This window comes from Actinosynnema pretiosum, assembly GCF_002354875.1.
Lineage (GTDB): Bacteria > Actinomycetota > Actinomycetes > Mycobacteriales > Pseudonocardiaceae > Actinosynnema > Actinosynnema auranticum.
Genome location: NZ_CP023445.1, coordinates 8,057,310 through 8,071,125, shown reverse-complemented (window position 1 = coordinate 8,071,125; position 13,816 = coordinate 8,057,310). Strand labels below are relative to the sequence as shown.

The window sequence follows — 13,816 nt, the reverse complement described above, 5'->3', positions numbered from 1 at the left end:
GGCTACGGTCGGGACCGGCCGCCGGGGAGGGCGGTCGGGACCGGGCGGGGGCGTCGAGCGACCGGTCCGGCGCGCCGAGGTCGGCCCGACGACCCCGCCGATCAGCCCTGGGCCAGGTCCGTGAACCGGCTGTAGTGCAGCTGGTGGGCCACCGTGATCGTCGCGGTCGGGCCCGCGCGGTGCTTGGCGATGATCAGGTCGGCCTCGCCCGCGCGCGGGTCGTCGCGCTCCCACGCGTCCGGGCGGTTGATCAGGATGACCATGTCGGCGTCCTGCTCCAGCGAGCCGGACTCGCGGAGGTCGGACAGCTGCGGCTTCTTGTCGGTGCGCTGCTCGGGGCCTCGGTTCAGCTGGCTGATCGCGATCACCGGGACCTCCAGCTCCTTCGCGATCAGCTTCAGGTTCCGGGAGAACTCCGAGACCTCCTGCTGGCGCGACTCGGACTTCTTGCCCGACGACATCAGCTGCAGGTAGTCCACCACCACGAGCCGCAGGTCGTGCCGCTGCTTGAGCCGCCGCGCCTTCGCCCGGATCTCCATCATGGTCAGGTTCGGCGAGTCGTCCACGAACAGCGGCGCCTCGCTGATCTCGCTCATCCGCCGCGCCAACCGGGTCCAGTCGTCGTCGCTCATCGTGCCACCGCGCATGTCGCCGAGGCGGATGCGCGCCTCGGCGGACAGCATCCGCATGACGATCTCCGTGCGGCTCATCTCCAGCGAGAAGATCGCGCTGGTCAGCCCGTGCTTGACCGAGCAGGACCTGGCGAAGTCCAGCCCCAGCGTCGAGTTGTGCGTCGGGATCATCGACCGGCCCGCGAGGTACAGGTGGGCGGCGTTGTCGACCTCCACGCAGCGCACCGGCACGCTCGCCACCGGCCGCACCCCCACCACGAACCGGGTCCCCGCGCCCGCGCGCTGCCCCCGGTCCTTGTGCTCCAGCCGCTTGCGTTCCACCCGGAACACGTCGTCCCCGGCCTCGAAGCCGACCACCACCCCGTCCCCGGCGCAGCGGTAGCCCAGTCCGACGACCAGCTCGCGCACGTCCCGCGCCAGGCCGGCGCCCGACGCCTCGAACCGCACCGAGCCGTCCTCGGCGACCGTCCCCGCGGTGTCCAGCAGCCCTGCCAGCAGCGCGCGCCGCTGGGGCTCGGACGCCCGCAGGTACTCGGCGGGCACCCGCTCGGAGCCCAGCACGCCCGCGCCGTGCAGCAGGCCCTGGAGGGTGCCGCGCTCGCTGTGGCACTCCGGGCAGTCCCGCACGCCGGTCGACGCCGCGCCGCAGCCCTGGCAGGCCGGGGAGGCGCGCACCTCGTAGCCGTCCGACTCGACGTTCCACAGCACCTCGGCGTCCTCCGAGGTGAACCGCGCGGACGCGACGTGGCCGCCGAGCAGCACGCCCAGCGAGTACGGCGCGATGGGCAGCGGCCGGTCGGGGAGCGCGAGCGGCGCGGCGCCCGCCACCGACGGCGTCTCGCCCCGGCGGAGCGCCTCGGCCAGCTCGGCGGTCGTGCGCACGGCGGAGGCCCCCGGCGCGCCGGTCAGCCACTGGTGCTCGGCGTCGGCGAGCAGCACCGACCCGTCCGAGAACACCACCTCGTGGCACGGCCTGCCCCGCATCACCCCGGTCGCCGCGACGACCCGCGTCGGCAGGCCGTCCGCGTCGAGCAGGAGGTCGCCGACCCGCACCTCGCCCATCGTGGTCCACCCGGTCGGGGTGGCCAGGGGGGTGTCGAGGGCCAGCGCCTTGCCGACGCCGGGGCGGGCCGCGACGATGATCATCTGACCGCCGTGCAGGCCGTTCGTCAGCTGGTCCAGGTCCGCGAAGCCGGTCGGGATGCCCAGGGACGAGCCGCCTCGCGAGGCGATGGCGTCGATCTCGTCCATGGTGGGCTGGAGCAGCTCCTCCAGCACCGCGTAGTCCTCGGTGGTGCGGCGCTCGGTGACCTCGTAGATGGCCGCCTGCGCCCGGTCGACCACCTCGTCCACGTCGGCGCCCTCGGCGCCGTTGTAGCCGAGCTGCACGATGCGCGTCCCGGCCTCGACGAGCCTGCGCAGCACCGCCTTCTCGGCGACGATCTCGGCGTAGTAGCTCGCGTTCGCCGCGGTGGGCACGGTCGCGATGAGGGTGTGCAGGTACGGCGCGCCGCCCACCCGCAGCAGCTCGCCCCTGCGCTCCAGCTCGGCGGACACCGTGATCGGGTCGGCGGGCTCGCCCCGGCCGTACAGGTCGAGGACGCAGTCGTAGACCGCCTGGTGCGCCGGGCGGTAGAAGTCGTTCGGCGCGAGCACCTCGACGACGTCGGCGATCGCGTCCTTGCTCAGCAGCATCCCGCCGAGCACGGACTGCTCCGCGGCCAGGTCCTGGGGCGGCTGCCGTTCGAAGCTTGGCTCGGCCATGCCCCGGTCGTCCACCACCGCCACAGCTACCCACCCCAATCCGTTCGTGCCGACCGTTCTACCCCGGCTCCCCGGTATCGGCGAGGAGCCACGCACAGCGACACAGGGACGCTAGAGCCACCCGGACGGACCAAGCAACCGGGCCTGTGGACAAGCCTGTGGAGAACTTGGGGATGGTTTGGCCGAGCTGACCACAGGTCGCCTCGAACCTGTGGACAACTTGGGGACAACTCGACCTGTGATTCTAAAATTCCCAGGTCAGACCCTGTGAGTCAGTTGTGGAGAAATTAGTGGGTCACAACTTCGGCGTGTCGCGTGTTACTCGCCTCACGGCGTGTCGTGGTCACCCCGTCACAGCAGGTTCTCCACAGGGGCTGTGGACAACTCAGCAGAAAGCGCCGCCCGCCCCGCGACGGGGCGGACGGCGCTTCCGGAGCGCGCTCAGCCGACCGGGGAGACCTCGACGGGCAGCGACACGGTGACCTCGGGGTGCAGTCGGACGGTGACCGAGTGCTTGCCCAGGGTCTTGATGTGGCCCGCCAGGTCCACGGACCGCTTGTCCAGCGTCGGGCCGCCCGCGGCGCGAACCGCGGACACGACGTCGGACGAGGTGACGGAGCCGAACAGCTTCTTGGAGCCCGCGGCGGCCTTGGCCTTCAGCGAGACCGAGCCCAAGCCCTCCAGGGAGGCCTTGATCTCCTTCGCGTGGTCCAGGTCGCGGACGCGACGGGTGTCCTGCGCGCGGCGGATGACCTCGACCTGCTTGGCCGCGCCCTTGGTGGCGAGGATCGCCAGGCCGCGGGGCAGCAGGTAGTTGCGGCCGTAGCCGTCCTTGACCTCGACGATGTCGCCGGGGCCACCGAGGCCGCTGACATCAGCGGTGAGGATGAGCTTCACGGTGTTATCCCCCTTCTTCTTAGCGAGCGGTCGAGGTGTAGGGCAGCAGCGCCATCTCGCGGGCGTTCTTCACCGCGACGGCGACGTCGCGCTGGTGCTGGCTGCAGTTGCCGGTGACCCGACGAGCGCGGATCTTGCCCCGGTCCGAGATGTACTTCCGGAGCAGGGTGGTGTCCTTGTAGTCGATCAGGTTGGCGTTCTTGTCCTTGCAGAACGCGCAGACCTTCTTCTTGGGCTTGCGCACAGGCGGCTTGGCCATGTGTGTACTCCTGGAGTGACGCGGTGAAGTTCTGGGGTGACCTGTGCTGGTCTAGAAGGGAGGCTCGTCGGCGAAACCGCCGCCGGAACCCGCCGGGGGCGCGGAGCCCCAGGGGTCGTCGGCAGGGGCGCCACCGCCGCCACCGCGGGACTGCTGCTGGCCGCCGCCGTAGCCGCCACCGCCGCCGTCACCTCGGCTCACCTTGTTGACCTTCGCGGTCGCGTAGCGCAGCGAGGGGCCGATCTCGTCGACCTCCAGCTCCACGACGGTGCGCTTCTCGCCCTCCTTCGTCTCGAAGGAGCGCTGGCGGAGCCTGCCCGTGACGATCACCCGCGAACCGCGGGTCAACGTCTCGGCCACGTTCTCCGCGACCTGGCGCCACACGTTGCAGCGGAGGAAGAGCGCCTCGCCGTCCTTCCACTCGCCGGACTGGCGGTCGAAGGTGCGCGGGGTGGAGGCGACCGTGAAACCGGCCACCGCCGCACCGGACTGGGTGAAGCGCAGTTCCGGATCGGAGGTCAGGTTCCCGACCACCGTGATCGTCGTCTCGCCTGCCATGTCCGGTTCTCCCTCAGGCCTTGGCCTTCGCGGCGGCCTTCGCGGCTGCCTTGGCAGCGGCCTTGGCGGCCTTCGCGGGCTCGCGGCGCAGGACCTTGGTGCGCAGCACCGTCTCCTGCAGACCCAGCTGGCGGTCCAGCTCCTTCACGGCCTCGGGCGTCGAGAGGAGGTCGAGGACGGCGTAGATGCCCTCGGCGCTCTTGTTGATCTCGAAGCTCAGCCTGCGCTTGCCCCAGACGTCGACCTTCTCGACGTTGCCACCCGTGGTGCGGATGACGTTGAGGAACGTGTCGAGCGAGGGCGCGACCGTGCGCTCGTCGAGACTGGGGTCGAGGATGACCATCACTTCGTAATGACGCATGAAGACCACTCACCTCCTGTGGACTCACGGCCACGGGCTTTCCGTGGCAGGAGGGTCGTCGCGTCAGCAACCCGAACAGCCTACAGGGGTTCGGCCCGGTCGGTGAAACCGACTGGTCGCCGGTGCGTTTCGAGCGCGCGGGAGCCGGGAAACCGGGGTGGTTCAAGATCGCCCGGCTCCGCTGGAGCTGCCGGTCCCGCCGCTGGTCGGAGCCTTGACGGGGGTCCTGGCCGGTGTGGTTCAGCGGATCGACGGGCGGCGCAGCACCCAGGTGCGCACCAGCGCGCCCGTGACGCACGCCAGCAGCACCACGGCCAGCAGCACCGGCGTCGCCACCCCGTTCGCCGGCCCCGGCAGCGCCTGCGCCCGCCCGGCCTCGCGGACGTCCTCGCGGTCGGCGGCCCGAGGCAGCCCGCGCCCGGCGCCGGGTCCCCCGGTCTTGCCGCGCGGGACGGGCGAGAGCAGGCCGGGCGTCGCGAACGGCAGCGACCCGTGGCCGAACGCGGACGCCCCGCCGAAGTCCGCGCCCCACCGCAGCAGGTCCCGGCCGGGGGCGACCACGGCCGACGCGGTCCCGGTGGTCGAGCCCCGCGGCACGCCCCGCGCGGGCAGCTCCTCGGGCCGCGGCGCGGGCGGCTGCTGCGGCTGCGGCGCGGGCGGCGCCGGTTGCTGCGGCGCCGGTTGCTGGGGCGCGGGCTGCCGGGGCGCGGTCGGCAGCACCTGCCCGACGAGCGCCTCGGACGCGTCCGCCACCCCGCCCACGCCCTCCCGCACGGGCGCCACGACGGCGTCGACCCCGATCGCGGTCACCGAGCACAGCCCGCCCAGCACCTGCCCGACCCCGCCGGTCACGGTGGTCAGCACGGGCCCGAGCAGCGGCAGCCTCCCCAGCTCCCCGTTGACCCGCGCGGCGATCTGCCCGCCGGTGACCACGCCCTCCCCGGTGGGGATCGCGCCGATCGGGATCGGCGGCAGCGCGGCGAACGCGGCCCGGAACGGCTCCGCCAGCCCCGGACCCAGCAGCGGGACCGCCCTGACCAGGTCGGTGACCGGCGCGAGCACGGCGGAGGTGCTCAGCGCGAGCGGCGTCCCCGGCTCGCCCCGCACGGTCGTCCGGCACTCCCCCAGCACCACGGGTTCGGCAGCCGCCGCCGTCCCCGCGCCCAGCCAGGCGGTCGTCCCGACCACGGCGAGCGCGGCTCCCGCGCGTGCTGAGCGGGTGCTTCGGGTGCGCATCCTTGCCTCCCGGTGCCGGGCCGCCGGGCCGGTCCGCGCGCGCTCGGCGACGCACTTCCTACTTGCTGGTAACGAGCGTAGGCCCGCGCGACGGCGCCCGCCGCTCGGCGATCGGGTGCTCCTCGTCGTGGCGCTGCCGACCGGACCCGGCCCCGGCACGGCTACCCTGCACCTCATGCGCATCGGGGCTCACGTCCGAGACGACGATCCGCTCGCCGCCGCCGCCGAGCGCGGGGCCGAGGTGGTCCAGTTCTTCCTCAGCGACCCGCAGAGCTGGAAGGCCCCTGGGGAGCACCAGCACGCGCGGGCGCTCAGGGAGTCCGAGCTCGACGTCTTCGTGCACGCCCCGTACCTGATCAACGTGGCCTCGCTGAACAACCGCGTCCGCATCCCGTCCCGCAAGGCGGTGGTGCAGCACGCGGCGCGCGCGGCCGAGGTCGGCGCGCTGGGGCTGATCGTGCACGGCGGGCACGTCACCAAGGACGACGACCCGGACGACGGCATCGCCAACTGGCGCAAGCTGTTCGAGCGGCAGGTCGACGACGGCGGCTTCGGGGTGCCGATCCTGATCGAGAACACGGCGGGCGGCGACAACGCCATGGCCCGCTCGTTCGACCGCCTCGGCAGGCTGTGGGACGCGGTGGGCGAGTTCGGCGCCGGGTTCTGCCTGGACACCTGCCACGCGTTCGCCGCCGGTGAGGACCTGGTCGGCGTCGTGGAGCGGGTCAAGGCGCTCACCGGCCGGATCGACCTGGTGCACCTGAACAACTCCCGCGACGAGTTCGGCTCGTCCAGGGACCGGCACGCGAACGTCGAATCGGGCAAGATCGACCCCGAGCAGCTCGTCGCGGTGTGCGCCTCGGCGGGCGCGCCGGTCCTGGTGGAGACGCCCGGTGACGGCCAGGCGGCCGACATCGCCTACCTCCGCGAGCACCTGGCCCGATGAGCACGACACGGGAGGCGGTGGCCCCGCTGGTGGACGCCGGTACGCGCACCCGGCGGTTCGGCCGCGCGGCGCTGGCCGCGCTGGTCCTCCTGTGCGGGTTGACCCTGCTCGCGGGGTTCGCCAACAAGGACCGCTGCACCGGCCCCGAGTTCGACCAGTGGGGGCGGACCCAGCCGGACTACGACGTGCGCAACAAGGAAGAGGTCTGCTACTCCGACATCCAGCACCTCTGGATCGGGCGCGACGTCGACCGGCACGTCTTCCCCTACGTGCACGGCAGCATCACCCCCAAGGGCGTCCTGGTCGGCGGGGTGGTCGAGTACCCGGTGCTGACCGGCCTGCTGATCTGGGGCGGCGCGATCTTCGCGCACAACGACGCCGAGTTCCTGCTGTTCTCCGCGCTGCTGATGGCCCCGTTCGGGCTGGCCACCGGCTGGCTGCTGGGCAAGCTGGCCCGCTGGCGCGCGCTGCTGTGGGCGGTCGGCCCGCCGCTCGTGCTGTACGCGTACCACAACTGGGACCTGCCGGTGGTGTTCTGCGCGGTCGCGGCGGCGTACGTGGTGCAGCGCGGCTGGGGGCGCAGGGGCGCGGACCGGCCGCTGCTGGACCGGGCGCTGGTCGCGTCCGTGCTGCTGGGGCTCGGGTTCGCGTTCAAGATCTACCCGGCGATCTTCGTGCTGCCGCTGGCGCTGCACGTGCTGACCGCGCAGCGCGGCCGGTACGACGTGGCAGGCGCGGTGAAGGTGGCGCTCGCGTCGATCGTGACGGTCGTGGTGGTGAACCTGCCGTTCGCGGTCTTCGGCCTGGAGGGCTGGAAGGCGTCGTTCGCGTTCCAGGGGATGCGGCGGGTGGACATCACCACCAACTCCGTCTGGTACTGGTCGATGCGCCCGTTCATGAGCGACGACGCGATGCAGGCGATCGTCGGGGTGCTGTCGCCGATGACGATGCTGATCTCGTTCGGCCTGGCCTGCTGGATCGGCTGGCTGCGCTGGACCCGCGAGGGCGTCTACCCGTGGATCCCGGTCTCGGCGGCGATGCTGTGCGGGTTCCTGCTGCTGCACAAGGTGCACTCGCCGCAGTACACGCTGTGGCTGGTGCCGATGCTGGTGCTCATGCGGGTGCCGCTGACCTGGACGTTCGCCTACTTCGCCGCAGACCTGGCGATGGGCATCGGGATCTTCCGCTGGTACTACGCCATCGAGCAGGGGCAGCCGTCGGGCATCTACGACGGGTTCTCCGCGCAGGCCGTGGTGATCGGCGTGTGGGGCCGGGCGGCGCTGCTGGTCGCGCTGTTCTCCCTGTTCCTCAAGTCGGACGTGGTGCCGTCCGCCCGCGAGCGGGTCGCCGACCACCTCGCGCCGTCGCCACCGCCGTCGCCCGCGAAGGCCTGACGGTCCCGACAACGGCGAAGGCGCCCTCCCGCAGCGGGGAGGGCGCCTTCGCCGTTGTCGCGCCGGAGCGCGCCGCTCAGGCGGGCGCGGCCGTCCGGTCGGCGGGCCGCAGCCGCAGCACCCTGCGGTCGGGGGCGCCGTCGAGCACGCCGCCCGCCGGGTCGTCGTCGCCGGAGACCCGCACCAGGTCCAGCGAGGGCTTGTAGACCTCCCGCAGCACCACCGCGCACAGCAGCAGCACCGCCGCGTCCCGCAGCAGCACCGCGCCGAGGAACCAGTCGATCGGCAGGCCCTTGTTCTCCTCGCCGAGGTAGAAGAACATCCGGGGCACCCACACCAGCGCGTCCACGGTCATCCAGGCCAGCAGCAGCTTCCACCTCGGCACCGCCAGCACGGCCAGCGGCACCAGCCACAGCGAGTACTGCGGGCTCCACACCTTGTTGGTCAGCAGGAACGCCGCCACCACCAGGAAGCACAGCTGGGCCAGCCGGGGCCTGGTCGGCGCGGACAGCGCCACCACCGCGATCCCCGCGCAGCACAGCAGGAACAGCGCGGCGGTGACCGCGTTCAGCACGGCGGGCGGCTCGCGGAAGCCGAGACCGGGGTCGAACCCGGTCCAGCCGGTCCACTGCACCAGCACGTTGTAGATCGTGTCCGGGTCCACGCCCCGGATGGTGTTGAGCCGGAAGAACTCGCCCCAGCCCTCCGGGTAGGCCAGCCGGATCGGCAGGTTCACCGCCAGCCACGCCAGCGCGGCGGCCAGCACGGCGTTCAGCGCCTCGCGCACCTTCCCCGACCTGAAGCACAGCAGCACCAGCGGTCCGAGCAGGAACAGCGGGTACAGCTTGGCGGCGGCGCCGAGGCCGATCAGCACGCCCGCCAGGACCGGTTTGCTGCGGGCCCAGGCGAGCATCCCGGCGGTGGCGAACGCGGTGGCCAGCGTGTCGAAGTTGGTGAACGCGTGCACCAGCACCAGCGGCGAGACGGCGACCAGCGCCGCGTCCCACGGCCTGCGGCGGGCGATCCGCAGCGTCGCCCACGCGGTGACCAGCCAGGCCAGCCCCAGCCACAGCGCGGTGAAGTCGAAGTACACGATGACGGTCATCGGCGAGGGCAGCAGGCCGGTGCTCTCCGCGATCGCGGTCCAGCCCTGCGCCATGCGCGCGTTGACCCACTGGAACAGGCCGGTCAGCACCGGGTACTCCATGTACCGGATGTGCTCGGTCGGCTTGCCCTGGTCGTCGAACCAGTGCGTCTTGTAGGGGAACATGCCCGGCTGGTCGAGCCGCTCCGCCGTGTACAGCGGGATGGTGTCCGAGTAGCACATGGCGGTGTACTGCTTGCCGCCCCGCCAGTCGAGCTGCACGACCCCGTTGGAGTCCACGTACTGCTGGATGCAGGGGGACTTCTGCAGGAACGCCAGCGACAGCGTCACCAGGGTCAGCAGCAGCACCACCCGCAGCGGCGTCCAGAACCACTGCCTGCCCAGCGAGGCGTGCCTGCCCGCCGGCCCGCCGAACGGCCTGCTCAAGCCTCTGGCTAGCGACTCCGTCCACGTCGGGTGCACCCGTTCCTCGGGTGTGAGCGAGTCGGTGTCTTCGGCTGACGCCTGGGAGTGCTGCGAAGGACTGGCCACCCGCCGGATGCTACGGGTAGCTCTGCGCGACGGACAGCAACCCCGCAGCGCGGGTCCGGGCGGTCCCGGAAAGCGCGAGGGGCGCGCACCCCGTGGTGGGGTGCGCGCCCCTCGTCAGCGGGCGTGCGGTCAGCCTCCGCCGTCGTTCCGGCCACCGCCGCCGACCGCCGGATCGGGGTTCGGACCCCCGGTCGGGTTCGGGTCGGGCGGGCACATGCCCGGCAGGCACGTGATGGTCGGGCGGGTCGGGACCGACTGGGTGTTGCTGTTCCGCGACGTCGGCGGAGCGCTCGACTCCTCCTCCTCGCGGCTCTTGGACGTCGAGGACGTCGGCGCGGAGGACGGCGTGCTCGGCTTCGCCGAGGAGGTCTTCACCGGGTTGTTGTACTGGCCCAGGGGCTTGGCCTTGTCGAAGGTCTCCTTCGGAGTGCCGTCGAGGGCCTTGTCCATGAACTTCTTCCAGATCTGACCCGGCAGGCCGCTGCCGAAGATCGGGCTGCCCGCGGCGTTCTTCAGCGCCACGTTGCCCTCGTTGCGGCCCATCCACACCGACGCCGACAGCGACTTGGTGTAGCCGACCATCCACGCCTTCGAGTTCTGCGAGGCGTCGTCCGGGAGCTCGTGCGTCCCGGTCTTGCCCGCGCACTCGCGGCCACCCGCGCACGCGATCTTCGAGTGCTGCGGGATCGGCTTGAGCGCCTCGGTGACGTTGTCCGCGATGTCCCGGTTGAGCTGGGAGTTGGTCGTGTCGAACGCGTCGCGCTTCTGGTCGATGTGCTGGTGCAGGATGGTCTCGCCCGACGAGTCGGTGATCTTCGAGACGAAGAACGGCTCGTGGTGGACGCCGCGCGCCGCGAACGTCGCGTAGGCCGACGCCATGTCGAACGGGCGCACCCGCGCGACGTCACCGCCCAGCGCGATACCGGTGTTGGGCTTGGCGCCGCCCTCGCCGAGCAGGGTGTCGATCTTCTGCCCGCCGACCGAGACCTGCTTCGGGATGCCCGCCGCCCACGCCGCCTCGGCCACCGCCTCGGCGCCGGTGTGGTTGAACACCAGGTCGTAGAACACGGTGTTCAGCGACAGCTTCATCGCCTCGCGCAGCGGGCACTCCGGGCCGCACGAGTTGGTGGGGTCGGAGGCGTTGCGGATCTTCGTGTCCATGCCGGGGAACGACTTGGGCGACACGCCGTCGAACGGGGAGCCGAGGCCGAAGCCGTCCTCCAGCGCCGCCACCAGGTCGAAGGGCTTGAACGACGAGCCCGCCTCCTGGATGGTGCCGGTGGCGTAGTCCAGGCCCATGCCGTCGGAGCCGCCGTAGTAGGCGAGCACCCCGCCGGTCTTCGGGTCGATGCCGGTGAGCGAGGTCTTCAGCTCCTCGGGCTCGCCCTTCATGACCTCGTTGACCGCGTCCTCGGCGGCCTGCTGCATCTTCTGGTCGATCGTGGTGTGGATGACGACGCCCTTGCGGCCGGCGTCCTCCTGGGTCATCCCGATCGGTTCCCTGGACATCTCGTAGAACACCTGCTGCTGGATGAACGCCCTGGGACCGCTCAGCGCGTTCTCGGTGACCTCCTCCAGCGGCGCCATCGGGGGCTGCTGCATCGAGTCCGCGGTGGCCTGGTCGATCATGTTGTTCTTGAGCAGCTGGCCCCGGACGTACTCCCAGCGCTCCTTGACGTAACCCGTCTCCTCGGAGCGGCCGGGGTTCTGGATCATGCCCGCGAGGAGGGCGGCCTCGGCCTGCGAGACGTCCTTCAGGTCCTTGTTGAAGTACATCTTCGCGGCGGTCTTCACGCCGTACGCCGACCTGCCGAAGTAGATCGTGTTCAGGTAGGCCGCGAGGATGTCCTCCTTCTTCTGCTGCTTGGACATCTTGTACGCGCGGACCATCTCGTTGAACTTGCGCGTGAGGGTCGCGGACTCGTCCTCGGTGGCCTTCTTGACGTACTGCTGCGTCAGGCCGGAGCCACCGCTGTCGCCGCCCTTGACCTGGTACCAGACCGCGCGGGCGATGGCCGTGAAGTCGAAGCCGGGGTTCGTCATGAACGTCGGGTCCTCGGCGGCGAAGACGGCGTTCTTGACGACCTCGGGCAGCTCCTCGTAGGTGATCATCGACCGGTTGGACCCGCTGTCCGCGATCGTGGTCATCGGGGAGCCGTCGGAGTACAGCAGCGTGATCGCCTTGCCCTGCTGGGCGGCGACGTCCTCCGGGTTCGGGACGTCGATCACCTGGTAGGCGATCGCGAACGCGACGACCGGCGACAGGATCATCAGGCCGAGCGCCACGTAGGAGACCCGGCGGACGCGCCGCCAGATCTTCTTGCGGCGCAGGGCGCGCTCCTCGTCGTCGGTCAGCTCGTCGTCGTAGTCGTCCTCGTCGCCCTCGTAGAAGGCGTCGATCTCCTCGTCGACCTCGCGGTGCGTGAGCAGGTCGGGCTCGCGCTTCGGCGGGGGCGGCGGGGTGAGCGCGGGGAGCATGTCCGTCGGCTCTTCGCCGGGCCTGCGGTCGGGGCCGGGGCCGCCGGGGCGGCGCGGACCGCCGGGACCGCCGGGACCGCCTGCGCCCAGGTGCCCGCCGGGCGGCACCGGGCCGCCGGGGCCGGGGCGCCGGGGACCGCCGGGGGGCACGGGGGGCCGCACGGGGCCACCGGGGGGAGGGCCGCCCAGGGGGCCGCCGGGTCCACCGGGTGTGCCGGGTGCGCCGCCGCCGGGTGTGCCGGGACCGCCCGCCCGAGGGCCGGGACCCGCGCCGGGGCCGGGCTGCCGGGGGGGTGGACCGCCGGGCGAGCCGGGGCGCGCGAAACCGCCGGGCGGGACGTTCCGCTCCGGCTGGTCCTGGGCGCCTCGGCGCGGGGGCATCGCCCCGCCGTCCGGGTCCTCCCCGGTCGGCCACTGCGGCTCCCCGCCACCGTGCCTGTCGTCATGCTGGTCGTTCACGAAAAGGCCTCCCAGACCGGCGCGCCGAGTGCGCGCGGTTCGGTGGTCACACCAACCGCACCGGGAGCGGGGTCACTCCGACGCGGTCCTGCGGCGGGGTTTGGTCGAGCCAATCCCCCGCGTTCCCAGGACGTATGACTGCACCAGGTGGTTCCAACTGCACGTGCGGCAAACTTCAACCACGTAGACGGAGAACTCCTCGAAGAGGTTAGCCATCCGCCCGAGCTCCTCCGGCGTGCGCGCGGACCCGGCCGCGTGCTTGAGCTCGTCGCCGTAGACCCAGGACACCAGGGTGAGCGGTTCCTTGCGGCACACCGGGCACGTCACATCGCTCGGCTCGCCGTGGAACTTCGCAGCTCGCAGCAGGTACGGGCTGGCGTCGCACACCTCCATGGTGCCCACCCGGCCAGCGTGGACCCCCGCCAGCAGCGCTCTGCGCTGCAGGGCGTAGTCCACGACCTGGCGTTGGGTCAGCACGGCCCCCAGAGTACGTGGCCCCCGGACGCCGCCGGAGGGCTGTTCAGCGCAGTGGCGCTCGTCACAGTGCCACTGTGTGCGAGATGACACAGCGCCAGGAGGGTCAGATGTATCGCGTCGATATACTCGGTTCACCCATCGGCGTGCGGATCAGGGGGTGATCTCGTGTTGGAGTTCGCGATCCTCGGCCTGCTGCACGAGGCGCCCATGCACGGCTACGAGCTGCGCAAGCGGCTGCACGGCCTGCTCGGGGCGTTCAGGGCCTTCTCCTACGGGACCCTGTACCCCGCGCTGCGCCGGTTGCAACGCGACGGGCTGATCGTGGAGGAGGCCCCCGGTGAGGAGGAGCGCTCCTGGGGCCGCCGGACGCGGAAGGTCTACCGGCTGACCGCTGAGGGCAAGGAGAGGTTCGGGGAGCTGCTGGCCGACGCCGGGCCCCAGACCTGGGACGACGACTCGTTCGGCGTGCACCTCGCCTTCTTCTCCCGAACTCCCGCCGAGGTCAGGGTGCGCATCCTCGAAGGCCGCAGGCGGCGGGTCGAGGAGCGCAGGGAGGGCCTCCGGTCCTCCTTAGCCGAGACCGGCGAGCGGATCGACCGCTACACCCGCGAGCTGCACCGCATGGGTCTGGAGAGCAGCGAGCGCGAGGTGCGGTGGCTCAACGAGCTGATCGCGCACGAGCAGGCCGAGCTGGGTGAGCGGGACGAATGACTGACGCA

12 protein-coding genes are annotated in these 13,816 nt (G+C 71.8%); 3 read left to right on the top strand and 9 right to left on the bottom strand.

The features are described 5' to 3' along the window. Window positions 1–101 precede the first annotated feature (101 nt). From dnaB to CNX65_RS34775, 6 genes are all read right to left on the bottom strand, one after another. Window positions 102–2,420 (bottom strand): replicative DNA helicase, encoded by a 2,319-nt coding sequence (gene dnaB, locus CNX65_RS34800; protein WP_177154569.1) that lies wholly within the window; start codon window positions 2,418–2,420, stop codon window positions 102–104. Window positions 2,421–2,837: 417 nt separating this feature from the next. Continuing rightward, window positions 2,838–3,293, bottom strand: coding sequence for a 50S ribosomal protein L9 (rplI, locus tag CNX65_RS34795; RefSeq protein ID WP_096497485.1), 456 nt, complete (start codon window positions 3,291–3,293; stop codon window positions 2,838–2,840). Window positions 3,294–3,312: 19 nt separating this feature from the next. Beyond that, a complete protein-coding gene (rpsR, locus tag CNX65_RS34790) occupies window positions 3,313–3,552 on the bottom strand; it encodes a 30S ribosomal protein S18 (RefSeq protein ID WP_015805710.1) in 240 nt (79 codons plus the stop codon). A 51-nt stretch (window positions 3,553–3,603) separates the two neighbouring features. After that, on the bottom strand, window positions 3,604–4,110 hold the full coding sequence (locus tag CNX65_RS34785; protein ID WP_015805709.1) for a single-stranded DNA-binding protein: 507 nt from the start codon (window positions 4,108–4,110) through the stop codon (window positions 3,604–3,606). Between the two features lie 13 nt (window positions 4,111–4,123). Further along, the gene (rpsF, locus tag CNX65_RS34780) at window positions 4,124–4,471 is read right to left on the bottom strand and encodes a 30S ribosomal protein S6 (RefSeq protein ID WP_096498146.1); all 348 of its coding nucleotides are present in this window, start codon (window positions 4,469–4,471) and stop codon (window positions 4,124–4,126) included. A 240-nt stretch (window positions 4,472–4,711) separates the two neighbouring features. Then, the gene (locus tag CNX65_RS34775; RefSeq protein WP_096497484.1) at window positions 4,712–5,707 is read right to left on the bottom strand and encodes a hypothetical protein; all 996 of its coding nucleotides are present in this window, start codon (window positions 5,705–5,707) and stop codon (window positions 4,712–4,714) included. A 175-nt stretch (window positions 5,708–5,882) separates the two neighbouring features. On the opposite strand from CNX65_RS34775, the gene CNX65_RS34770 reads away from it, so the two are divergent. Then, window positions 5,883–6,653, top strand: a complete 771-nt coding sequence (locus CNX65_RS34770) for a deoxyribonuclease IV (protein ID WP_096498145.1) — start codon at window positions 5,883–5,885, stop codon at window positions 6,651–6,653. Beyond that, window positions 6,650–8,047 (top strand): glycosyltransferase family 87 protein, encoded by a 1,398-nt coding sequence (locus CNX65_RS34765; protein WP_096497483.1) that lies wholly within the window; start codon window positions 6,650–6,652, stop codon window positions 8,045–8,047. Before CNX65_RS34770 ends, CNX65_RS34765 begins: the two co-directional genes overlap by 4 nt. 76 nt (window positions 8,048–8,123) lie before the next feature. On the opposite strand, the gene CNX65_RS34760 is transcribed toward CNX65_RS34765, so the two are convergent. The 3 genes from CNX65_RS34760 to CNX65_RS34750 all read right to left on the bottom strand — a co-directional run bounded on the left by CNX65_RS34760 (window position 8,124) and on the right by CNX65_RS34750 (window position 13,097). Continuing rightward, the gene (locus CNX65_RS34760; RefSeq protein ID WP_096497482.1) at window positions 8,124–9,683 is read right to left on the bottom strand and encodes a glycosyltransferase family 87 protein; all 1,560 of its coding nucleotides are present in this window, start codon (window positions 9,681–9,683) and stop codon (window positions 8,124–8,126) included. A gap of 129 nt (window positions 9,684–9,812) precedes the next feature. Then, complete coding sequence (locus CNX65_RS34755) at window positions 9,813–12,323, bottom strand: transglycosylase domain-containing protein (protein WP_096497481.1); 2,511 nt, start codon at window positions 12,321–12,323, stop codon at window positions 9,813–9,815. Between the two features lie 369 nt (window positions 12,324–12,692). Beyond that, window positions 12,693–13,097, bottom strand: coding sequence for a DUF5318 domain-containing protein (locus tag CNX65_RS34750; RefSeq protein ID WP_015805702.1), 405 nt, complete (start codon window positions 13,095–13,097; stop codon window positions 12,693–12,695). A 165-nt stretch (window positions 13,098–13,262) separates the two neighbouring features. Here CNX65_RS34750 and CNX65_RS34745 point away from each other — a divergent pair, with 165 nt between their 5' ends. Continuing rightward, window positions 13,263–13,808: a PadR family transcriptional regulator gene (locus CNX65_RS34745; protein ID WP_015805701.1), complete on the top strand. Its 546-nt coding sequence runs from the start codon at window positions 13,263–13,265 to the stop codon at window positions 13,806–13,808. The last annotated feature ends 8 nt before the right edge of the window (window positions 13,809–13,816 follow it).